This is a genomic window from Hymenobacter roseosalivarius DSM 11622 (assembly GCF_900176135.1).
In the GTDB taxonomy this organism is placed as follows: domain Bacteria; phylum Bacteroidota; class Bacteroidia; order Cytophagales; family Hymenobacteraceae; genus Hymenobacter; species Hymenobacter roseosalivarius.
The window spans coordinates 57,303-78,524 of sequence record NZ_FWWW01000087.1 but is presented as its reverse complement, the minus strand read 5'-3'; the positions used below and the strand labels follow the sequence as shown (position 1 = coordinate 78,524).

The 21,222-nt window shown below is 57.8% G+C and carries 18 protein-coding genes; 9 read left to right on the top strand and 9 right to left on the bottom strand.

Going from position 1 to position 21,222, the window contains the following annotated elements; translation table 11 throughout:
* Nucleotides 1-21 precede the first annotated feature (21 nt).
* Together B9A24_RS15895 and B9A24_RS15890 are read left to right on the top strand one after the other, a co-directional pair.
* Nucleotides 22-393: a hypothetical protein gene (locus B9A24_RS15895; RefSeq protein WP_234997366.1), complete on the top strand. Its 372-nt coding sequence runs from the start codon at nucleotides 22-24 to the stop codon at nucleotides 391-393.
* Nucleotides 394-403: 10 nt separating this feature from the next.
* Entirely contained in the window at nucleotides 404-979 is a 576-nt protein-coding gene (locus tag B9A24_RS15890; RefSeq protein WP_159452075.1) for an IS630 family transposase, read from the top strand.
* A 175-nt stretch (nucleotides 980-1,154) separates the two neighbouring features.
* On the opposite strand, the gene B9A24_RS23255 is transcribed toward B9A24_RS15890, so the two are convergent.
* Both B9A24_RS23255 and B9A24_RS22745 read right to left on the bottom strand, forming a co-directional pair.
* Nucleotides 1,155-2,237 (bottom strand): methyltransferase domain-containing protein, encoded by a 1,083-nt coding sequence (locus B9A24_RS23255; protein ID WP_394334641.1) that lies wholly within the window; start codon nucleotides 2,235-2,237, stop codon nucleotides 1,155-1,157.
* Nucleotides 2,128-2,673: a hypothetical protein gene (locus B9A24_RS22745; protein WP_394334640.1), complete on the bottom strand. Its 546-nt coding sequence runs from the start codon at nucleotides 2,671-2,673 to the stop codon at nucleotides 2,128-2,130. Before B9A24_RS22745 ends, B9A24_RS23255 begins: the two co-directional genes overlap by 110 nt.
* A gap of 311 nt (nucleotides 2,674-2,984) precedes the next feature.
* Here B9A24_RS22745 and B9A24_RS15880 point away from each other — a divergent pair, with 311 nt between their 5' ends.
* Both B9A24_RS15880 and B9A24_RS15875 read left to right on the top strand, forming a co-directional pair.
* The gene (locus B9A24_RS15880; RefSeq protein WP_084447004.1) at nucleotides 2,985-4,463 is read left to right on the top strand and encodes a PhoX family protein; all 1,479 of its coding nucleotides are present in this window, start codon (nucleotides 2,985-2,987) and stop codon (nucleotides 4,461-4,463) included.
* Between the two features lie 98 nt (nucleotides 4,464-4,561).
* Nucleotides 4,562-6,508 (top strand): cytochrome-c peroxidase, encoded by a 1,947-nt coding sequence (locus B9A24_RS15875; RefSeq protein ID WP_084447003.1) that lies wholly within the window; start codon nucleotides 4,562-4,564, stop codon nucleotides 6,506-6,508.
* A 242-nt stretch (nucleotides 6,509-6,750) separates the two neighbouring features.
* On the opposite strand, the gene B9A24_RS15870 is transcribed toward B9A24_RS15875, so the two are convergent.
* A complete protein-coding gene (locus B9A24_RS15870) occupies nucleotides 6,751-8,157 on the bottom strand; it encodes a GH1 family beta-glucosidase (RefSeq protein ID WP_084447002.1) in 1,407 nt (468 codons plus the stop codon).
* Between the two features lie 371 nt (nucleotides 8,158-8,528).
* On the opposite strand from B9A24_RS15870, the gene B9A24_RS15865 reads away from it, so the two are divergent.
* The gene (locus B9A24_RS15865; RefSeq protein WP_084447001.1) at nucleotides 8,529-9,203 is read left to right on the top strand and encodes a hypothetical protein; all 675 of its coding nucleotides are present in this window, start codon (nucleotides 8,529-8,531) and stop codon (nucleotides 9,201-9,203) included.
* Between the two features lie 30 nt (nucleotides 9,204-9,233).
* On the opposite strand, the gene B9A24_RS15860 is transcribed toward B9A24_RS15865, so the two are convergent.
* Both B9A24_RS15860 and B9A24_RS15855 read right to left on the bottom strand, forming a co-directional pair.
* Nucleotides 9,234-10,232 (bottom strand): glycosyltransferase family protein, encoded by a 999-nt coding sequence (locus B9A24_RS15860; RefSeq protein WP_084447000.1) that lies wholly within the window; start codon nucleotides 10,230-10,232, stop codon nucleotides 9,234-9,236.
* 241 nt (nucleotides 10,233-10,473) lie between these two features.
* Complete coding sequence (locus tag B9A24_RS15855) at nucleotides 10,474-11,577, bottom strand: UDP-2,3-diacylglucosamine diphosphatase (RefSeq protein WP_234997364.1); 1,104 nt, start codon at nucleotides 11,575-11,577, stop codon at nucleotides 10,474-10,476.
* A gap of 182 nt (nucleotides 11,578-11,759) precedes the next feature.
* On the opposite strand from B9A24_RS15855, the gene B9A24_RS15850 reads away from it, so the two are divergent.
* A complete protein-coding gene (locus B9A24_RS15850) occupies nucleotides 11,760-12,344 on the top strand; it encodes a hypothetical protein (protein WP_084446999.1) in 585 nt (194 codons plus the stop codon).
* Here B9A24_RS15850 and B9A24_RS15845 read toward each other — a convergent pair.
* The gene (locus B9A24_RS15845; RefSeq protein ID WP_084446998.1) at nucleotides 12,289-12,870 is read right to left on the bottom strand and encodes an NUDIX domain-containing protein; all 582 of its coding nucleotides are present in this window, start codon (nucleotides 12,868-12,870) and stop codon (nucleotides 12,289-12,291) included. The two genes, B9A24_RS15850 and B9A24_RS15845, sit on opposite strands and share 56 nt — an antisense overlap.
* Nucleotides 12,871-13,087: 217 nt before the next feature.
* On the opposite strand from B9A24_RS15845, the gene B9A24_RS15840 reads away from it, so the two are divergent.
* Nucleotides 13,088-14,500: a DEAD/DEAH box helicase gene (locus tag B9A24_RS15840; RefSeq protein ID WP_084446997.1), complete on the top strand. Its 1,413-nt coding sequence runs from the start codon at nucleotides 13,088-13,090 to the stop codon at nucleotides 14,498-14,500.
* A gap of 132 nt (nucleotides 14,501-14,632) precedes the next feature.
* Nucleotides 14,633-15,136, top strand: a complete 504-nt coding sequence (locus tag B9A24_RS15835) for a hypothetical protein (RefSeq protein ID WP_084446996.1) — start codon at nucleotides 14,633-14,635, stop codon at nucleotides 15,134-15,136.
* A gap of 138 nt (nucleotides 15,137-15,274) precedes the next feature.
* Here B9A24_RS15835 and B9A24_RS15830 read toward each other — a convergent pair whose 3' ends face one another.
* The 3 genes from B9A24_RS15830 to B9A24_RS15820 all read right to left on the bottom strand — a co-directional run bounded on the left by B9A24_RS15830 (nucleotide 15,275) and on the right by B9A24_RS15820 (nucleotide 19,047).
* A complete protein-coding gene (locus tag B9A24_RS15830; RefSeq protein WP_084446995.1) occupies nucleotides 15,275-15,454 on the bottom strand; it encodes a hypothetical protein in 180 nt (59 codons plus the stop codon).
* A gap of 847 nt (nucleotides 15,455-16,301) precedes the next feature.
* Nucleotides 16,302-16,931 carry a helix-turn-helix domain-containing protein gene (locus B9A24_RS15825; RefSeq protein WP_084446994.1) on the bottom strand — a complete coding sequence of 210 codons (630 nt, stop codon included), beginning with the start codon at nucleotides 16,929-16,931 and terminating at the stop codon, nucleotides 16,302-16,304.
* Between the two features lie 358 nt (nucleotides 16,932-17,289).
* A complete protein-coding gene (locus B9A24_RS15820) occupies nucleotides 17,290-19,047 on the bottom strand; it encodes a L,D-transpeptidase family protein (RefSeq protein ID WP_084446993.1) in 1,758 nt (585 codons plus the stop codon).
* 281 nt (nucleotides 19,048-19,328) lie between these two features.
* Between B9A24_RS15820 and B9A24_RS15815 the strand changes: the two genes are divergently transcribed.
* Entirely contained in the window at nucleotides 19,329-21,143 is a 1,815-nt protein-coding gene (locus tag B9A24_RS15815) for a M1 family metallopeptidase (RefSeq protein ID WP_084446992.1), read from the top strand.
* Nucleotides 21,144-21,222: the final 79 nt, after the last annotated feature.

Below are 21,222 nucleotides of genomic sequence, written 5' to 3'. Positions count from 1 at the left end.
GCGGAATGCGTAAGCAACTGTATGCAAGCGTATTCTTTGGATTTGCGCCAGCGCATTGCGCAGGCGTGCGCCGAACCGGGGGCTCGGCAGGCGCATGTGGCGGCCCGCTTTTGCGTGAGCGTGGCGTTTGTTGGCAAGCTGTTGCGGCGGCAGCGGCAGACCAGCTCCGTGGCCGCGTTGCCCGGCCGGGGCGGACCGCCGCGCTGTCTGGACGCGGCGGCGCAGGCGTGGCTGGTGGCACACGTCGGGCGGCAACCGGACGCGACGTTGGCCGAACTGCGCACGGTGCTCCTAGCTGAAACGGGCCAGCGCGTGAGCGTGGGCACGGTCTGGCGCGTAGTCAACGAGCACGGGCTGCGCCGGAAAAAAAAGCCTGCACGCCAGCGAGCGTGACACGCCCCGGGTGCAGCAACTGCGGCGCCAGCACGTGGAAGCCATTGCCGGGCGCGGCGATGTGCACCGGTTTTACTTTTTGGACGAGACGGGCCTGCGCCTGGATTACTGTCGGCGCTACGCCCGGGCCCCGGGCGGCCGTCGCGTGGGCGGGGCTGTGCCGCTGACGCGTGGGCGGAGCCTGACGCTGATTGGGGCGTTGGGCGTGCGCGGGCTCACGGCCGTACAGGTGCTGGCTGGGGCGCTGAACCAGCGCCGCTTCGCCTTCTACGTAGGCCGCGTGCTGGGACCGCAGTTGCGCCGCGGTGACGTGCTGGTGCTCGATAATCTAGCCGTGCACAAGCTCGGCGGGCTGCGGGAAGGACTGGCCGCTCGCGGCGTCGAGGTGCTGTTTTTACCACCCTACTCGCCCGATTTCACGCCCGTCGAGCAGGCGTGGAGCAAGCTCAAGACTAACTTACGCCAAGCGCAGGCCCGTACGGGCCAGGCGCTGGAAGCGGCCATTCAAACCGCTGTCGAGTGGATTACCGGCGACGATGCCAAAGCGTGGTTTAACCACTGCGGCTATCACGTACACCGTTCGTGAATCCGCTATATATAGGTTAATATTTTTGGCAACATTCAAATAGACTTTGATAGCGGAAATGCTGCCAGCTATGTTCCTCCGAAGCCTCTTGATCTCACGGTGCTCTTGGCGATAATATTTTCAGAGCTAGTGCGATAAGTAGCGCTGGGCCATCTCGCGTTGCTGTAAGCATTAATCACCGCTCAAACACCGCCAGCTGCGAGGGCGTGCCTACTTCTTCCGCCTCTGGCCCCAGCGCCTCCACACGCACGCGGTAGCCGTGGCGCTCAGCAACTCCTGCCGCCCAAGCCGCGAACTGCGCCCGCGTCCACTCGAAGCGGTGGTCCTGGTGGCGGAACTCCCCGGCGGATAGCGTTTCGTAGCGCTGGTTGTAGTCGGCGTTGGGCGTAGTGACAAGCACAGCGCCGGGACGGGCGCGGCCGAATACCACCTGCTCAAACGCTGCTAGCCGGCTTTCGTCGAGGTGCTCGATGACTTCGACCACGGCCGCCGCGTCGTAGCCGCTGAGGCGCGGGTCGTGGTAGAGCCGAGAGCCTTGCACGAGCGTGATTCGCTCGCGTTGCTTGGGGGGCATTTCTACTATATGCAGGCGCTCGTGGGCGCGTTGCAGCTCGCGGTGCGACACGTCCATACCCAGAATGTTCTCGACGTGCGGCATTTTAAGCAGGCGGCGCACTAGCTTGCCTTCCCCGCAGCCCAGGTCGAGCACGCGCTTGGCCCCGAGGCGGCGGATTTCTTCGGCTACGCGGTCGAGGCGGAGGTCGTGGAGGCTTTGCTTCTCAGCTTGTTCAACGATTATCTCACCCCCTAGCCCCCTATCCCAAGGAGAGGGAGAACTAGCTTTTATATTTGTTTCTAGATTAGGAAGTGAGTTATCAGTGTCAAAACTAGATTTAGAAATACTAGCATCTAGTTCCCCCTCTTGTTGGGAGAGAGGGCTAGGGGGTGAGGCCTCCCCCGCCAGTAGGCGCTCCAACGTCGGCTCTACATACTCGCGCAGATTGCGCAGGTAGCGGCGCGTGATGAATTCCCGGTCGGGGTGCTGGGGCAGCCAGTCGCCGCCGCGGTGCAGGAGCTTGTTGGCCTCGGCCTGTCCGATGTAGTAGTGCTTGTCGTTGTCGAGGACTGAAATGAGCACGTACAGGTGGCTAAGCAAGTCGCGCAGACGCCGGGCCGGGTGGCGCAGGCGGAGCGTGAAGTAGCGGCTGTCGCCCCAGGCCGGCACGGTGGGGTCGAGCGGGTGGGCTTCGGTATCGATTTCGTAGCCCAGGGGGGCAAAAAGGCGGTGGAGCTGGCTGGCTGGCGTTGGCCGCGGGCAGGGCAGCGATGGTGGCTTCGAGGGGCAAGAGCGTGTCGGGAAGGTCGGGCCGGTCTTTGCAGGTGCCATTCATGGCCGTGTTGAAGGCTTTCACCAGCGCTGTGCTCAGGAAGGACGATGCCGCGTAGGGTCGGTCGTTTACGTATTGCTCCAAGGCAAAGCCTTCGCCGGCCGGACCACGATGGTTACGGACCAGCGCTACGGGGTCGATGTCGAGCAATAAAGCCGCGGTACAACGCTCCGGAGTGGCCTCGGGGTAGAAGATGTGGGCCTGCCCGTAGGCAATGTCCACCGATTGCAGGCGCCCCGGATTCTTGTGCAGCAGGTAGCCTAAGTCGGTGGCGGGCTGGTGAGTGGTGGTGATGGTGAGCAGCATAAGGAGAAGCTGAACCGGCAAAAATACCCCCCAAGATACACGTAGCACGGGCTTCAGCCCGTCGCCCGAGGAAGTTGCGCTATCAGGTGCCAATAGACAGGGGCGACGGGCTGAAGCCCGTGCCACGTCGCAGCCGGCCGTGGTAGCCCGCCTCCCCCCAGCCTACCCCAACTGCCTGTTTTGCGCGCTTCGTAATTTCTTAACGCTGCCGTCACACCTTGATAACGGGCTCTTTACGAGGTGGTAATATGGCCCCGCTACTTTTGGGCATCGCAACCGCACAACCCTCTCTCCTACCTAACTATTTGTTTATGAACAATCTTACTCTCCCGGCGGCCCTGTCGGCCCTGGCCCTGAGTGCCGCGTTAGCCAGCTGCGACCCCGACAAAGGCAACCAGCCAACCATTCCCATCAAGACCGCGAAGCTGGCCAACCATTCGGTCACGCCCTCGCTCGTTAAGACCTTGGCCGGCTTCGACAACCTCAAGATTTACTCCCTCATCAGCTCCGACGATGTGCTGCCCGCCTCGCCCGACTTTATGTTTGGCGGCTCGGCCGACGGCGCGGGCCTGCTGCGCAACCCCGATGGCAACGGCTACACCATGCTCGTGAACCACGAGGATAACCTGTCTATCTCGCGGGTGCAGCTCGATAACACTTTTAAGCCCGTGAGCGGGGAGTACGTACTGAACTCCAACGGGGGCCGGTGGCGCCTGTGCTCGGCCACGCTGGTGACGCCCCAGGAGCACGGCTTCGGGCCCGTGTTTCTGAGCGCCGGCGAAAGCGCGGTGGATGCGCAAACGCATCTTATTCAGCCATTCGCGCCTAACAACACGCAGGGCATGGCCAAAGGAATTCGGGGTCTGGGCTACTGGAGCGCCGAAAACGCCGTACCCCTACCCAAAACCGCGTACCCTGGCAAAACCGTCATTCTGACTGGCGAAGATGCTTCCGATGCCACTGGGGGGCAATTGGCGCTGTACCTGAGCAATATTCTGGGCGACCTCGACGGCGGCCAGCAGTATATGCTCCGCCGCACCGACCTCAACCAAAAAGAAACGGATATCAAGACGGGCCAGAAGCACGCGGTGGAATTTGCCCTGATTCCTGACCACAAGAACCTGACCGGCAATCAGATGCAGGCGCAGGTTGATCCGCTGAAAGCCATCAAGTTTGGCCGCGTGGAAGACATCGACTACCGCAAGGGCGGCAACGGCAACGGCAACGGCCGCGAAATCTACTTCAACGTGACCGGCCAGGACGCTTCCGGGGCCAACGCCGATAAGTCGCGCACGGTGTGGGGGCGCGTGTACCGCCTGGTGCTGGATGAGAAAAACCCGCTGAAGGGCACCCTGGAGCTGATTCTGGACGGCGACGACCGCAACGGCATTGCCGGCGAATTTCAAAACCCCGACAACATCTGCGTCACGGAGAACTACGTGTACGTGCAGGAAGACTCTAATGGCTACGGCCCCGAAACCCACGACGCCTACATCTATCAATACGCCATTCAGGGTGGCGGGCTGAGGAAAGTGCTGGAGCTGGACCACCGCCGCACCGAGGCCGACGCGGCCAAGTATAACGCCGGCAGCAGCCTCTCGCGCAAGGGCAGCTGGGAGTACGGCGCCATGCTCGACGTATCCGACGAGCTAGGCATCCCGAACACATTTACGGTGTGTATTCAGCCCCACAGCTGGACCGGCCAGAAGTACCGCGACGGTGGTGCCAAGCCCAACAACGGCAATAGCCAGGCCAGCCAGATAGTAGTCATCAGCGGCCTACCTCGCTAACTAAAAACAGCAGTCAGGAAGCCTCGCCCAACTAGGGCGAGGCTTCCTCATTTGTATAATTAACTTCTTTACTCATTTGTTTATTCACTGGTAATCAGATGCTACAGATTTTATTCTGGCTGGCTTCCGCCGTATTCACGGCGGCGCTGCTCGGCCCTATGGCCTGCCAACGCCCCGAGGCTAGCGCTGTTCGGCAGGGAGCGACGAGGCCCACCGAGCAGGTACTGGCTACGTATTGCCAGAACCTGGTTTTGCTCGATTCGGCGCTGGTGCGGCTGGGAAAAAGCGTGGAGACGAATGCTCCAATAGCGGCCCAGCGGCGGGCGTTCCGGCAGGCCCGGCAGCGCTATAAGCAAGTGGAGTTTCTGGCCGAATACTACCAGGCTTCGTTGGCGAAGCTGTTGAATGGGCCGGCCATTATTGAAGTGGCCGACTACGACCAGGAGCAGCGTAAGATCATGCCGGAGGGCTTACAGGTAATCGAAACCTACTTCTACCCCGAAGCCTACGCCCCCGATCAACATGCCGCATTGCTCAACCAGCTAGCTCTGACCCGCAGCTCCCTGCGCGGCTTGCGCAACTCGGCCGCTATTCTAGTGCTCACCGACCGGCATGTGTTTGACGCTCTGCGCCTGGGCGTGTTCCGGGTCGTGACGCTGGGCCTGCCGGGCTTCGATACGCCCGCCTCGCCAGAAGCAGCGGTGCTGGAGGCCGTGGCCAGTTTACAGGCCCTACGCGCCACTTTGGCAGCCTACGCCCCCGCCCTGCGTACCCGCGACGCGGCCCTGGCCGGGCGTCTTGACCAGACGTTGACTACTAGTCTGGCTTATTTGAAAAGCGCCCCGACCACTGATTTCGACCAGCTCATTTTTCTGACCAAATACGCCAATCCTTTGTCCCAGCAGCTTCGGCAGGCGCAGTTGGCCTTGGGTATTCCGGAATTTACGGAGGCGCGGGCGTTGCGGGCCAGCGTCGCTACGCTGTTCGATTCGGCAGCTTTCAACCCCGATTATTTTGCCCCCCAAAGCGATGCGCGCACCACGCCGGCGCAGGTAGCCCTAGGCCAGCAGCTGTTTTTTGATCCGGCCCTGTCGGGTAATGGTAGCCGAAGCTGTGCTTCCTGCCACCAGCCCGCCCGCGGCTTTGCCGAAAACCGGACCCGCAGCGTGGCTTTTGCCGGCAAGGGCACCGTGAGCCGCAATGCGCCTACCCTGCTAAACGCGGCCCTGCAGCGCACCCAGTACCACGACGGCCGCCTGACCTACCTCGAAGACCAGGCCGCCGACGTGCTGACCAATCCCACCGAAATGCACGGCTCCCTGGTCCGCGCCGCCGCCCTGCTGCGCCAGAGTCCGGCGTATCAAGTGGCATTTGCCCAAGCTTTTGAAACCACGGACGCTACCAAGGCGACTATTACCGAAAACCAGGTGCAGCGCGCCCTGGCTAGCTACGTCCGCTCTCTCGTGCGCCTCAACTCGCCCTTCGACCGCTACGTGCGGGGCGAAACAGCAGTGCTGGATGCGGCGGCCCGGCGCGGCTTCAACGTATATATGGGTAAGGGCAAATGCGGCACCTGTCATTTTATGCCTCTCTTCAACGGCAACGTGGCGCCGACTTTCGAGCGTACCGAAACCGAGATTCTGGGCGTACCCGCCCAAGCCAGCCTTCACCCCAAAACCATTGATCCAGACCCAGGCAAGTTTCGCTTGCAAGGCATTGAGTGGCAGCGTCATGCTTTTAAAACACCCACCCTGCGTAACATCGCCCTCACGGCGCCCTACATGCACAATGGCGCCTACCAGACCTTAGAAGAGGTGATTGAGTTCTACGACCGGGGTGGCGGCGCAGGCCTGGGCCTCGACGTGCCCAACCAAACCCTTCCGCCCGAAAAGCTCAACCTTACCAAAGCCGAAAAAAGCGACCTGCTGGCCTTTATGCACGCCCTCACCGATACCACGCACACCCAAAAAGCCCCCCAGCGCTTACTGGCGTTTCCGGCGGGTATGGCCCGGCTGAACAAGCGGGTTGTGGGGGGCAACTATTAGGTTTAGAGTCATCTACAGAATAAAATCAGTAGAACAGCCCGTCATGCCGAGCAACGCGAAGCATCTCGCGTGCTGACGTGAGGTTAGTAATCTAACGGCGCGAGCGAGATGCTTCGCGTTGCTCAGCATGACCGCCTTTGTGGTTGGGTTACTACACTACCACAACATCAGCACGCGAGATGCTTCGCTGCCGCTCGGCATGACGGTTTAGAAGCGTGGCGTATCAAGGCCCAGCCCGCTACTCACGCCATTTTGCCCCCCAGCAGCCCCGCGTACCAATGGCCGGAGTCTTTCACGGTGCGCTGCTGGGTGTCGTAGTCCACGCGGACCAGGCCGAAGCGTTGCTTGTAGCCCTCTGCCCACTCGAAGTTATCGGTGAACGACCAGGCGAAATAGCCATCCACCGGCACACCTTCGCGCCTGGCGCGCAGCACCTGGGCGATGCAGGCCCGCAGGAAGGCTTGCCGGTCCGCGTCGGGCACGCGGCCGGCTATGAGCTCGTCAGGGAAAGCGGCGCCGTTTTCGGTTACGAGCAGGCGGGGGGCATTTTTGTAGCTACTGAACTGCTTGAGCATGTGGTAGATGCTCTCGGGGTACACCTCCCAGCCCATGGTAGTGTGGGGCACGCCGCGCTCGGCGGCACCCACTAGCTTGGCCCACACCAGCGGCACGTAGGGCGAGTGGCGCACCACCTCGCGCGTATAGTTCTGGATGCCCCAGAAGTCGAAGGCGAAAGGCAGGCGCTGCTCGTCGCCGGGTTTTAGGTAGCGGTTGAGCCAGCCCAGCACAGGGGCATCAGCCACAGGGTAGCCCAGACCCAGGGCCGGCTCCACGAAGAGGCGGTTGAGAATGGCATTGGCGCGGGCGGTGGCGCGCTGGTCGCGGGCTAGTTGAGGGCGCCAGGGCGTGAGGTGAGAGCAGGAAAACGTGGTGCCGATTTGGGCCGTAGCCGGCAGCGTGGCGCGCAGGGCCCGGCCGCCCTCGGCCTGGGCCAGCGCGGCGTGGTGGGTGCTCGCTAAAAAGCCCCCCAGGCCCCGCCGGCCGGGCGCGTGAATGCCGATCATGTGGCCCGCGCCGGTAAAGACCATGGGCTCATTGAGCACCATCCAATTCCGCACCCGGTCGCCGAGGCAGGCGGCTACGTGCTGGGCGTAGTCGGCGAACCAGCCTACGATGCCGCGGTTGGTCCAGCCACCGCGCTGCTGGAGGGCGGCGGGCAAATCCCAGTGGTAGAGCGTGGGCCAGGGCGTGATGCCGCGCTCGAGGCAGCCATCCACCAGCCGGTCGTAGAAATCTAACCCTTTGGGATTCACTTCCCCGGTACCGTTCGGCAACACCCGCGACCAGGCCACCGAGAAGCGGAAGTTGGGAATGTTGAGCTGCCGCATCAACTCCAGGTCGGCGGGCCAGCGGTGGTAGAAATCGGTGGCTACCTGGCCGTGGGAGCTGCCCCGGATTTTCCCAGGCCGTCGCACGAACTCATCCCAGATGCTGGGGCCTTTGCCATCGGCGTCCCAGGCGCCCTCGGTCTGGTAGGCGGCCGCCGCTACGCCCCACTGAAAATCGGGGCCAAAATCGGCGCGGGAATAGGCCGGGGGGGCAGTTGAGGGGAAGAAAGCGGCGGGTAAGGCAGCAGCGAAATCAGGCATTCAAACAACAGCTAAGGTAAGCAGGCACCGACGCGTGGACCAAGGAAAGTGACGTATCTGGTCTGCTTATTTTTGACTAAGCATACGCGTAAGCAGAGCAAGGAGATAAACGCGTGACTTTCGCTGAAAGGCAACTTTCGGCGTGAATACAGAGTTTTCTGTACGTCATACATTAATTTATTTGGCGCAGCGTGAGTTATTGAATCGACCTGCTACGAAGCCTTTGCCGCCACGGAAACGGCTGTTTTGTGGCGGCAAAGGCAGCGCACTCCCTTATCTACTACGCTTTGAAATCGCAGATTTTAGTTGAGCATTACCAGTGGATATGAAAAGTAAAATTGGCCGTTTATTCGCCATTTAACTTCCCAGCTATGAATATGAATGCCCTTTTAGGAATCATAGGGCTTAGTCTGCTCGCTTTTGTGGCTGCCTTTGCTATTGGCCGCCTCAACCGGCCAATGCCCGATTCTGTCGCAAAACCTTCGACCCAGCAAGTGAGCGTTAGCCGCAATGAACCTCGGCCGGCCGCCACTGGTCTGCCAATGACTACTACGGACTCGGTAGCCACTACTAGGCCGGCGCAGGGCTCAGCTACCAACACTCCTTCTCTGGAGTCAGCAGCTGACTCAGCCTCAACCCTTGATGTCGCGGCAGACAAGCCGACTGCTCCCGCTCCGCCTACTGCCGTCCGGATAGTACGCGCCCCGGCCCCGCCCTCTGCTGCTGAAATAGCTGCTGCGAAGCAGCGGGCAGCGGAAACCCGGCTTGAAATAGCCGCACGCCGCGCCCATGCCGACCAGCTCCCCGATGATTTCAAGAAATATTATGCCCAGGAGTTGCCCGAGGATGCTATTTCCAAAGAGCTGGACGTGCGAGCTAGCGTCGCGGGGGCGCAAGCCGATGTTATCACGCTTACTTCGCCGGCTTTCAATGCAGCCAACAAAGATTTTGTGATCCAGCAGGTGCGCAGCGAGTTAACCGAATTAGGCTTTAAGCAAGTGTACATCACAGACGGAAAAGGATTCATGACCAAAGTCCGCTTCTGACCCTGGCGCTCCCAATAGCTTCCCCAGCGCCTATTGCAGGTGCTCCCGCAGTAGCTTATCCAGCACAGCAGCCGTTTCGTCGGGATAGTTTACGGGGATAGGTTCGCCAAACCGCAGCCATTGGTCGAGGCCATCTAGGTGCTTATCCTTGAGACCTTTCACTACGGGCACGCCCAGCTTGGCTAGGGCAGCGGCGTTGCAAGCCTGCTCATATTGATTTTTCATCGGCACCACGGCCAGCTTTTTACCCAAAAACAGCGCCTCGGCGGGCGTTTCGAAGCCCGCACCGCAAAGTACCCCGGCGCTGCGCGCCAGGCTGTCGGTGAAGGCCGCGCCGCTTACCGGGCGCACGCGCACATTGCCGTGCTCGGCCTCCTTTTGGCTATGCTTGCTGAATACTTCCCAGCGCGTGGTGCGGCTCAGGTAGCGCAGGCGCGCCACCAGGGTTTCCTCATCGTAAGCGGGCAGATACACGGTGTAGTGCTCCTCGTTGGTAGGCGTCAGCTCGCGCACCTGATTTCGGATAACGGGCGTGTGGGTGCCGGGGTCGTAGCGGTCGAAGTGGAAGCCGTAGTGGGCTGTGGCTGGGGCGTAATGTTTAAGTACGGTGCGGCCCACCACGTCTGAGCGCTTGGGCCGGGGGACATTTTTAGTGAGCACCGCGCTCTGGTGGCTTAGCGCAATGCACGGCACGTTGCGGAGCCGGCAGGCCCACGCCGACACCGGCTCAAAGTCGTTGATAACCAAGTCGTACTGCTCTACCGGCAGCTGGCGCATCTCGCGCACGAAGGCAGGCGCGTTTACTTGCCCAAATGTTTTAGAGAAGCTGATTCCACCCTTTTTGCCAAATACGAACCCCATGCCATGAAATTGGTATTGCACCGGAAACGGCAGAGCCAGATCGGCGGGCGGACCGCTCACGAGCACATCGAGGTGGGAAGCGCGCTCCTGGAGCAATGGAATAATATCGCGGGCCCGGCTCAGGTGGCCGTTGCCGGTGCCTTGAATGGCGTAAAGAATACGGGGCAAGGGTAGATTTTTTGAGGGTTGAAAAGAAGAGAGCAACTGCTGAGCTAGCAGCCCCCTGCTATTTCGGCATTTATTTGGGTTATGTAAAAAGCAGGCTGATTAACAGGGACAAGTATGAGGCTTTCAGGGTGGTAGTACGACTCCAAAGTCGTACTACCACTATCGTTGCTGATGTTGGCAAACGCCTGAGGTCGTTTAACGATAGTGGTCCTACGACAGAAAAAGTCGCAGGACCACTCTCTTACTTCCCAGTCATAATTTCCTCAAACAGTGCCGCTTCCAGAGCACCAGCAACCTCATCGGTATCAGAATCCGTTTCCGCTTCGGCGGGCTGCTGCATGAGCGGGTCGTCGGCGTAGCGGTAGAGTTGCCAGCCCGTGTCGGCGCAGTATTCCAGGGCGGTCAGGTTTTCGACCCAATCCCCGGAATTCAGGTAAGTCACTTCGCCTTTGGCCGTGTGTATAGGTTTGATTTCGGGGCAATGTATGTGCCCGCAGGCCACGTAGCGGTAGCCCTCGTCGGCGGCAATGCCGGCGGCGGTTTGCTCAAAGTTGCTTACCAGGCTCACGGCTCCTTTCACTCTGTCTTTCACAGCCTTTGACAACGCTACACGGGGCCTTCCCATTTTCTGCAACATGAAATTGACCAGTCGATTAAGTAGAATCAAGGCATCGTAGCCTTGGGCACCCAGCTTGGCCAGCCACTTGGAGTGCTGCATGGTCACGTCGAACACATCGCCGTGGAAAAGCCAGGCTTTGCCATCGCCCGGCAGGTCAAGCACCAGCTTATTGGCAATGCTGAGGGCCCCCAAGCGGGTGCCGGTAAATTTGCGCAGGAGCTCATCGTGGTTGCCGGTGAGGTAATGAATAGGCGTGCCTTTGGCCGCCAGGCCGGCCAGGTGGCGCACCACGCGCATGTGCGAAGCGGGCCAATAGCTTTTGCTGAACTGCCAGATATCTACAATATCGCCGTTGAGTACCAGCACTTTAGGCCGAATACTTTTGAGGTAGCGCAGCAGCTCTTCGGCGTGGCAACCGTAGGTGCCCAGGTGCACGTCGGAGATGACGGCCACGGCGACGCGGCGGCCCTTGGCGGCTTTCTTTTTCTTTCCCATTAGGCGGCTAGTGCGGTGGTGTTGGGCCGGGGGCGCCGCAGGCGGCAAGTGGCGGCCATTGGGGGGCAAAAACGTGGCCTTCGCTGCCGTGTGCCCACCGAATCTAAACGGGAAATGCCCCCCAGCGAGGGCGCGCAGCCCAAAAGCTACGAGAAGTGCCAACTGGCAGAGTGCGTACGCCAGCCACCGAACCAAACGGCACAGCAGCGGCAGGATAACAGGAGCGTGCATAAGCCAAAGCAGGTTTACCCACCGCAAAGATCGGAGCAGCCTATGACGCCAGGGTTACGCAGGTATTATGGGTTTGTCACGCTTTTTGCTGTGGCCCGACTATACCGCCAAGCTGAGCTTTAGGCGCCGCTCCTCTTAACTTATACACGCGCTACAGCGCATCTCCATTTCCTATTTATCCCATGAAAAAACTTTTACTCCTCTGCTGCCTACTATTATCTTTTGCTGCTACGGCCCAAAAAAGCCAAAAGAGCAAGGATAAAGAAAAGGAGAAGGAAGAGCGCAAGCAGCGCTACATGATTCCCCAAAAGGATAAGGATTGCGCCTATATCTCCAACGTGACCAAAAATACCGGCGAAGATTCCGAGGCTAACGGCACCGCCACACGCCTGGCTTACCGCCCCTACGAGGAGCTGCTTACCGAAATTAACGCCCTACGGAAGATGAACAACTGGGCCGACACAACGTATCAACGCCGTTTCAACAGCCTGCCCGCCGGCGGCAACCTGGTGGTAATCATGTATCGGCGCGGTGCGCAGAACGCCGACCCCAGCTTGCTCAGCATCACGGCCAAGAATAAAGCAGGAGAGGAAGTATATAATAAAACACCAGCAGCTGGCACCGGCCGCTTCTGGAACCGCGACCTGTACAAAAGTGAGCGCATTATTCCATTTGTTAAAACGGAAACGCCCCAGCCGCTCACTGTCATCATCACCGACTCCAAGCTCCAGCAGAACTTCGAGTACGTGGTAGATCCGCAGGGCTAGTTCCCTCTTCAAGCTTCCGCAGCTGCGCCCATTGCACGGCTATCAGCGTTTTGGCATCCTGGATGGGCTCTTGCAGCAATTCCTGCCAAGTAAACTCTTCTGCCTTCAACTTTTCGCCCTCGCCGGCCTCACCGCCGCCGGGGGCGATTTTTTCACTTACCTCGGCGTAATAAATGGTAATGCGCTCCGCATTGGCCCCCGGCGAAGGGTACATCTGGATTATTTGCTCTAAATGATCAACTTTGTACCCTAATTCTTCTTTTATCTCACGACGCAGGGCTTCTTCGGGGGTTTCCCCTTCCTTATCGAGCATACCAGCCGGAATCTCCAGTACGTCGGCCTCCGCGCCCACTCGGAACTGACGGACTAGTAAATAACGTTGGCGAGTGGTATCCAGTACCAGGGCCGCTACGGCCTCACCGGGCTCGAATCGGATGCGCTGGTACTCCTCGGAGCCATCCTGCACCGTGAGTTGACTAAGTTTGTAAAAGCCTTCGTAAAGGATTTTCCGGTCCTTTATGTTCATAGGTCGTGAGCTTGGCGTGTAAACGTTGGATTTTATCGGAAATAACTGAGCCAGGCGCGGCGCCTGGCTCTGGTTATACGCTCATCCGCCGCAATCCGCTACCGCTCCCGGCTCCGCTGGGGGGCTTTTTTCTCTTTTTCGACCGGTTTTTCAAGCCGCGTTTTTGTCGGCTGCCGCCTACCGTATTAGTTAGGGGTGGCTCCTTTTATCTTTTTCAATGTCATTCGACGAACTCAATCTGATTGATCCTATCCTCCGTGCCCTGCACGAGGAAGGGTACACCATCCCCACCCCTATTCAGCAGCAGGCTATTCCGCAGGTGCTGGAAGGCCACGATTTGTTGGGCGTAGCCCAAACGGGCACCGGCAAAACCGCCGCCTTTACTGTTCCAATTCTTCAAATTCTAACCCAGACGGCCAAAGTAGCGCATGTATCGCACTCGCGCATTCGCTGTCTGGTGCTTACGCCTACCCGCGAGCTGGCCATCCAGATTGGGGAAAGCTTCGGCGCCTACGGCCGCCATTTGCCGCTGCGCCACACCGTTATTTTCGGCGGCGTGGGCCAATTACCCCAAACCAACGCGCTGCGTCGTGGCGTGGAAGTCCTCATTGCTACTCCCGGTCGTCTGCTCGACTTGATGAACCAGGGCTTCGTAGACTTGCGCCATGTGGAAGTTTTCGTGCTCGACGAGGCCGACCGCATGTTGGATATGGGCTTTATCAACGATATCAAGCGCGTGCTGCCCAAGCTGCCGACCGCTCGCCAGACCCTGTTTTTCTCGGCAACCATGCCGGGCCCTATTCAGGAGCTTGCCAGCACTATTCTGAAGCCTAACCCAGTGAAAGTGGCCGTTACGCCCGTGTCCAGCACGGCCGATACGGTTTCGCAAGCCGTGTACATGGTCGATAAGCACGACAAAGCGGACTTGCTGGAGCATTTGCTCGCCGACAAGAATATCCGTCGCGTGCTCGTGTTTACGCGCACCAAGCACGGGGCCGATAAAGTGGTCAAGACGCTGGTGAAAGCCGACATTGCCGCCGAAGCTATTCACGGCAACAAGTCGCAGAACCACCGCCAGCGCGCGCTGTCTAACTTCAAGGCCGGCAGTATCCGCGTACTGGTCGCCACCGATATTGCCGCCCGCGGCATCGACGTGGACGAGCTGACCCACGTCATCAACTACGAAATTCCGAACGAGCCCGAAACCTACGTGCACCGCATTGGTCGCACGGGCCGGGCCGGAGCCAACGGTATTGCCCTTTCCTTCTGCGAAGATGAAGAGCGCGCTTACCTCCAGGATATCCAGAAGCTGATTCGTCGGCAGATCGACGTGGCTACGCACCCGTACCGGTCTACGGCAATTGCGCCGGTGCTGCTGAACGGTCGCGAATCAATTCAGCGTCCGAAAGGCCCCGCTGGTCGTCCCGCCCGCCCTAGCCGTGATGGTGGCGGTGGCGCACGTCCGCCGCGTGCTGGCGCTGAGTCAGCCAGCCGCGGTGGTCAGGGGCGCCCAGCCGCTGGCCCTCGCTCTTCTTCGCCTCGGCCCGCCGGTGGCGAGCGTACGAGCAGCGGTAGCAGCGCTGGGGGGCAAAATCGTCGTCGCTACGGCAGCGGCGGTAGTGGTCACTAGTCCTGTGAAAGGATAACCCAAAGGCGGGGCCGACGATAAGTCGGTCCCGCTTTTTTGTGAAACAAAACGGTGTTCTTTCACCTTATAACCTTGGAAGTCATCTAGTACTTGTCCCAACCCGATCTACCTTGTATGGCTAAGAGCACTCTTCCCGTTATTCAGGTCCTGCGCGATACGGCTCAGCGCCTTGCCACCCAGGCTCCTTATCAATGGGGCCACATGGGTAGCTGCAATTGCGGCCACCTCGCCCAAACCGTCACTCGTCTTACCAAAGCCGAGATTCATGCCCGCGCCATGCAGCGCTACGGCGACTGGGAGCGGCAGCTCATCGACTACTGCCCCACCAGCGGCTTGCCCATTGATCAAACCATCGATGAAATGCTGGCCCTGGGCTTTTCCCGCCAGGACCTGACTCACCTCGAACGCCTCGCCGACCCCACTATTCGGGCGGCCATTCCCTTTGAGCGCCGCAACTCCCTGCGCCACAATCAGCGTGACGACGTAGTGCTGTACCTACGCACCTGGGCCGACTTGCTGGAGAATTCTCTTCTAGCCGGTATTGTTCTCCCCGATTTTGCCCCCCAGCCCGTTCCGGCCCCGGCCCCAGAGCAGCAAGTAGCGGCTTTGGTTAGCTAACAGCAGGCTTGTCTTTCAAAGGCACATTGAACAGCAACGCAGAAGCCCCACCCGACTTGAGTCGGGTGGGGCTTCTGCGTTATGTCCTGAAGTCTGTCTACCAAGCTAAGACAGCCAAGGCTGGCTACCTTGAAGAGACTACTGTTGAATGGAAGGTTCGCTGCTCTGCGCTTTGCGGTACATCTCCGTGCGATGGGCGCGCTTGTAGGCGGCATCAGCATTAGGATCTTCCTCAGCGCTTGGTGGCACTGAGCAGGAGGTCGTCATAAAGAGCGAGGTGCAGGAAGCAAACAGCAGAAGCAGACGGAATTTTTTCATGCTCCAAAGGTAAGCACCCCCTATCAAAACTCCCAACTGCCGGGCTTGGCATTGACCTGAGTTAATCAGTAGCTATCATCAAAAAGCTTCGCCTGTGCTTTACTAGTTACCTGGGTTAGGTCTTTATCCACTACCAAAGCTTTGACTCACCCCGGCAACTAGATAACATTTGGCAACTGCCTCCTATCCATCTTTACTCAATCCACTTAAAAGGAAGAGTTTTTTGAGAAGCTCTTTTTAGATCCTCAACAAACTTCAGTTTTGACCAGATGCCGTCTCGCCTGCTAACACTGTTAGCGGATCTTATCAGCAGCCTTCCTTTGATTTTTCTCATACAAACACTCTGTCAACATTGTTAGCATTTAAGTTAATCTGCCGTAATACGAAGCATGTATTGACGACGGGTCCTTTTTTGTAACCAACCGTTAAAACAGCAAATAGGCTTAGCGCAGAAATAAGTCACTAGCTTAGCTAGAACTAAGCAATAGTAAACAACTGATTTATAGCATTTTATATAATTTATATATACAAAACTATATGCATCAAGAAAGAGTAGTAATAACTATAATTTTATTCATCTAGCTGGCTATCCTGTCATAGATATTACTGGCTTTATCTTAGCGTAAAACAGGTTAATTTTCAATAAGCCGAGTAGGCCATCAGCAATTGTACAGTACTCAGTACAAAAGCTGTTTATGAGAATAATAAGCCCCTAAATGATCCACGCGACCAAGCGTTACACAGGGGCAACTAAGCTGTGTGTTAGGCACGGATAAGGCGCTATCAGGTATTATCTTGAGCCGTGTTGTGCGCGGCTATACACATCATTTAAATGAGCAAAGACGCCTTACCCCATCATTTCTGGCTGGTATGCAGAAAAGGTGCCATCGTGATAAAAAATAACGATGCGACGAATGGTTTTGCCTGGTTCCCCAAAAGCAGATAGCATATCGGAGGCAGCCGATGGACTCTGTGCGGGCATCGTTGCGCCCTGGGAGGCAGTATTAGAAACCGCAGCCGACGCCGCTGCATTTGGCAGTGCAGGCTCTAGGGACAGCGGCGCGGTGCGCGGAGCCTCTACCGGCATGGCGGCAGACGTTGCGGGAGTCACTACACGAGGCGGCTCAGCGGCGGGCAATGGCAGTGTAGGAGCAGCTGGGGACGCAGCTAAAGGATCAGAGTCGAGTGTTGCAGGACGTTTAGCGCGTTTAGGCTCCGCAACCGGCATCAAGCCCGGCGCAACTGCCGCCGTTAGTGTAGCCGCTGCGGTAGCTAGCATTGGCCCCTGTCCGCTGAGCAGCCAGGGCAGCGACAAATCTGGAAAGGCCGCAATTATCTTTTGTACCACTTCCAGACTGGGTTTATTGCGCCCACTGAGTACATGGCTGATAATGGGTCGCGCCAAGCCCAAAACATCGGCAAATTGAGTAGGGCTCAATTGCCGGGTCTGGAGAATCTGCCGAATGCGCTCAACCATACTACGTGCGGTACAAATGATTTACAAATGTACGAGTATAAGTGAATCATAGCCATATCAACACTTTAGTTACATTTATAAACTGCTTTACTGCTACTAGTTACTAATGTTAACATCAGTAACTACTGTCGATATGGTTTACAAATGTCAATTACAAATCAAGCTGTCTTAGACGCAACTGTTGCAGTCAACTGCTATCTCAACAGACTTCTCTAAACCAGATACGGAGACAAAGTAAGCAAGACTGCCTAGATTTCCTGGGCAGCAAAAGCCCCCATGACCTAGTGTCGCGGGGGCTTTTGCTGCCCAGGAAATCTAGGCAGTCTCCGTAAAGAGAGACAGGCCGAACAAGGAACCTTTAGTTGAAGTACTGCTTGGCCAGCACCTTATCGTGGCCGTATATGTCGTCGCGGAAATGGACGGTGCCGTCATCACCTACCCAGGCAGTGAAGTAGACCAGGTACACGGGCAGCTTCTCAGCCAGCGTCACATACTTTTCTTTGCGGGCCTGAATGGTGTCCAGGATGGTTTCCCGGTTCCAGCCGGGCTTGTTGCGGAGCAGGTATTCGGCCAGCTTGATGGGCTCCTCCACCCGTACGCAGCCGTGACTAAAGCCGCGCTTATTTTGGCTGAATAGCTCGTCGTTGGGGGTGTCGTGGAGGTAGATATCGTCGGAGTTAGGGAAGATAAACTTGACCTCACCCAAGTCGTTTTTGGGGCCCGGACGACGACGCAGCGTATACTTAAATGTCTTCTCGTCCACGTTAGTCCAGTCGATGGAGCCGGGGTCGACGGGCACCGCTTTGGCTCCATATCCTTTCACCACTTCCATATCCAGATGGTCCAGGTAGCTTGGATCATTGGCTAGTTTGGGAGCCAGTTCTTTTTGGATGATGCTCATGGGCACGTTCCAGTAAGGCGACAAAACCACGTACTCCACCTTATCACTGAACACCGGCGTGGCATTTAAAGTCTTGCCTACGATCACCCGCATATTGAACACTTCCTTGTTGTCCTCCACAACGTGGAGCTTGTAATCGGGAATATTAACCAGCAAATAATCCGGTTCCAATCGTTTTGGAATCCAGCGCCAACGCTCCATATTCAGCATAATCTGATCGATGCGATCCGCCAACGGCACGTTGAGTAGCCGCAGGGTTTCGCCCCCAACTACACCGTCGGCCCTGAGTCCATTTTGCGTTTGAAAGGCCTTAACAGCATGTATCAATTCGCCTTCGTAGACAGCGGCTGGAGCCGTAGCAGTGGTTGATGCGGTGGCGGTGCCGGTGTTATTTACGGGCTGCACCGGGGTAGCAGCGGGCTCGGATTTACTCCCCAGCAGCCGCTGCCGCAACTGCGCAACGGCCGGCGATGAGCTTCCTGGTTTCAGATTTGTCCCGGCCGGAATAGTAGGCCAGCTACCGTTGCGCTGTAACGCCCGATAGTCGGCCAGCGCTTTTTTCAGGGCGTTGTATTCTGGGTGCAGCGGCTCAAATTCGTAATAAGGGTACGTGCTTTCCCGCTCCTGAAGAATAGTCATCAGGGCCTTATGCAGCTTAATCTTGTTACGCTTTACCCGCCAATCTATATTCTTGACTTCCTGGGGGCTTACTGTTCCCCGATAAAAGTCGGAGGCCCAGTTGAAATACGTGCTCGATAAAGCCACGTCAATCTCCTTTTCCAGGGCATTGCGCTTGCTCGAATCAGATTGCGCGGCCTCCAGATTGGCAAAAAGCTTGTCAAAATCCTTGATTTTGTAGTTTTTGGGATCTAATCCTTCATCGGCAGCTTTGTCGAGCACACCGAGCATTGTTTTGACCTGAGGAACTAACTCGTGGTTGCGGAACCAGCCCAAGCGGTAGTCTCGCTCTTTGTAAAACTTTTTACCCCACTCAATGTGCTCCTTGAAAGCGGGCTCAGCACTCATTTGTCGGATCACGTACGTGCTGTCAAGCCTGGGCTGAGGGCCACCAACTCTAGTGAGGGCACCGAGGAGAGCGTCCTTAATCTGAGCCTTCTGATCCTGGCTGCACGATGAGGACACGGCAAGCACTGTAAGGCCCAGCAGCCAAACTATGAAGGTGGTGAGAAAAGAAAAGCGAAAGAGAGATTTCATATGTAAATAAAGAAGCGACAAGAAACGCAGGTATTACCAAGCAACCTCCCCAACAAAACCTACCCTAAGATAGGTCCCTGTCGGCGGCTTGGGCGTTCTACTGTATTCAGTCCCGCGAAGTTTCCGCGGGGGGCTAAATACGCCTCAGTTGGCAATATACACGTTTTGTTTCCACACTTGTATACCACATTGCCGCCCGGCAGCACCAGTTTTGGCTACCTTTACTTTCCCCGCCTTCCTTTTTGAGGAAAAGATTAAACCGCACTTTTTGGATTCTACCAATGCCCACCTCCCCTGTTTCTGCCTCTTTCTCTACAGCCGATCCTCACAGCTATGCCCGCCCCGCCGAAGTCCGGGTCCACCACTTAACCCTTGAGCTGAGCGTAGACTTTACCGCGCGAAAACTCATAGGGCAGGCCACCTGGCAGTTTACTAACCTTAGCGGCACCTCCGAAATATATCTTGATGCCCGCGACCTTCAGATAGAGTCCGTATTGCTCGATGGCCCCGATGGTACAGCTGCCACCTACGAGTTGGCAGCTCCCGACCCTGTGCTGGGTCAGGCCCTGCGCATAGCTATCACGCCGGCGACTACGGCCATCACCATTCGCTACCAGACCTCACCCGAAGCAGCCGCTTTGCAATGGCTGGCACCTGCCCAGACCGCTGGCCGGGAGCAGCCACTTCTGTTTACTCAATCACAGGCAATTCTGGCGCGCACCTGGCTCCCCTGCCAGGACTCGCCCGGCGTGCGCTTCACCTACGACGCCTGGGTTCGGGTGCCGACCCATCTGCTGGCGCTGATGAGCGCGGAGAATCCGCAGGTGAAAGAGCCGCAGGGCGAGTACCACTTTCGCATGACGCAGCCCATTCCCGCTTACCTTATGGCTCTGGCCGTGGGCGATCTGAGCTACGCTCCCATCAGTGCTCGCACGGGCATATACGCCGAACCGATTACCTTGTCAGCGGCAGCCTCGGAGTTCAGAGACCTTGAAAAAATGGTAGCCACGGCGGAGGCTCTGTATGGGCCGTACCGCTGGGAACAATACGATCTATTGGTTTTGCCCCCCAGCTTTCCATTTGGTGGAATGGAGAACCCAAGATTAACATTTGTAACACCTACCGTTATTACCGGTGATCGTAGCCTGACCAGTTTAATAGCGCATGAGCTTGCGCATTCCTGGTCGGGCAACCTAGTTACAAATGCAACGTGGAACGATTTCTGGCTCAATGAAGGCTTCACCGTTTACTTTGAGCGGCGGATTATGGAGAAGCTCTATGGTCCGGCCTATGCCGATATGCTCCAGATGCTGGGCCATAATGCGCTGCTCCATACTATTGAGGAAATTGGCCCCCAGAGTCCCGACACCCACCTCTACCTCAACCTGGCCGGCCGCGACCCTGACGAAGGACTCAATGATATTGCCTACGAAAAAGGCAACTACCTCCTCCTTACTCTTGAGAGCCTGATAGGCCGCCCCCGCCTCGACGCCTTTATAAAGGAATACTTCGCGCAGCACAGTTTTCAGAGTATGGACACTGCTTCCTTTGTGGCTTACCTGCGCCGCGAGCTATTGGACCAGGAACCGGACCTGGAAGAAAAGCTACAGCTGGACGCCTGGATCAACGGCCCCGGCATTCCGAGCGTGGCCCCGGCGGTAACCTCCGAGCGCTTCGCGGCCGTTGATGCTGCGCGCCGTCAGTGGGAACGCGGCACCCCGGCCGCTGACCTAGTAGTATCGGAGTGGAGCACGCATGAGTGGGTATATTTTATACAAGGCCTGCCCACCGATTTATCCAGGGGGCAAATCGCGGAGTTGGATGCGGCCTTCGAGCTCACCCAATCTGGTAACGCCGAAATTCTGACGGCTTGGCTACCCGTGGCGCTGGCTACGGGGCATCTGCCAGCCGAGGAAGCCACCCAGCGTTTTTTGCTGCGCGTGGGCCGGCGCAAATTTTTAACTCCTCTTTATAAAGCCCTGCTGGCCCTCCCCGATGGGCAGGCCCGCGCCCAGGCTATTTATGCCCGTGCCCGCCCAAACTATCACGCCGTAGCCACCAGTACTTTTGACGCGCTACTGGGCCGCCCAGCGTAAATCCTTGGAAGAAAAAGGCCGAAAGTGGGAGATTTAAGTGGTTGAGGTGTTAATTGCCCAACTCCGCTGCTCTGCTAAT

Coding starts and splice junctions, on each gene's coding strand:
- B9A24_RS15845 (WP_084446998.1), bottom strand. CDS start 12,870: ATGAACATAAAGGACCGGAAAATCCTTTACGAAGGCTTTTACAAACTT.
- B9A24_RS22745 (WP_394334640.1), bottom strand. CDS start 2,673: ATGCTGCTCACCATCACCACCACTCACCAGCCCGCCACCGACTTAGGC.
- B9A24_RS15855 (WP_234997364.1), bottom strand. CDS start 11,577: ATGCACGCTCCTGTTATCCTGCCGCTGCTGTGCCGTTTGGTTCGGTGG.
- B9A24_RS15815 (WP_084446992.1), top strand. CDS start 19,329: ATGCCCACCTCCCCTGTTTCTGCCTCTTTCTCTACAGCCGATCCTCAC.
- B9A24_RS15895 (WP_234997366.1), top strand. CDS start 22: ATGCAAGCGTATTCTTTGGATTTGCGCCAGCGCATTGCGCAGGCGTGC.
- B9A24_RS15880 (WP_084447004.1), top strand. CDS start 2,985: ATGAACAATCTTACTCTCCCGGCGGCCCTGTCGGCCCTGGCCCTGAGT.
- B9A24_RS15875 (WP_084447003.1), top strand. CDS start 4,562: ATGCTACAGATTTTATTCTGGCTGGCTTCCGCCGTATTCACGGCGGCG.
- B9A24_RS15820 (WP_084446993.1), bottom strand. CDS start 19,047: ATGAAATCTCTCTTTCGCTTTTCTTTTCTCACCACCTTCATAGTTTGG.
- B9A24_RS15840 (WP_084446997.1), top strand. CDS start 13,088: ATGTCATTCGACGAACTCAATCTGATTGATCCTATCCTCCGTGCCCTG.
- B9A24_RS15835 (WP_084446996.1), top strand. CDS start 14,633: ATGGCTAAGAGCACTCTTCCCGTTATTCAGGTCCTGCGCGATACGGCT.
- B9A24_RS15865 (WP_084447001.1), top strand. CDS start 8,529: ATGAATATGAATGCCCTTTTAGGAATCATAGGGCTTAGTCTGCTCGCT.
- B9A24_RS15850 (WP_084446999.1), top strand. CDS start 11,760: ATGAAAAAACTTTTACTCCTCTGCTGCCTACTATTATCTTTTGCTGCT.
- B9A24_RS15830 (WP_084446995.1), bottom strand. CDS start 15,454: ATGAAAAAATTCCGTCTGCTTCTGCTGTTTGCTTCCTGCACCTCGCTC.
- B9A24_RS15870 (WP_084447002.1), bottom strand. CDS start 8,157: ATGCCTGATTTCGCTGCTGCCTTACCCGCCGCTTTCTTCCCCTCAACT.
- B9A24_RS15825 (WP_084446994.1), bottom strand. CDS start 16,931: ATGGTTGAGCGCATTCGGCAGATTCTCCAGACCCGGCAATTGAGCCCT.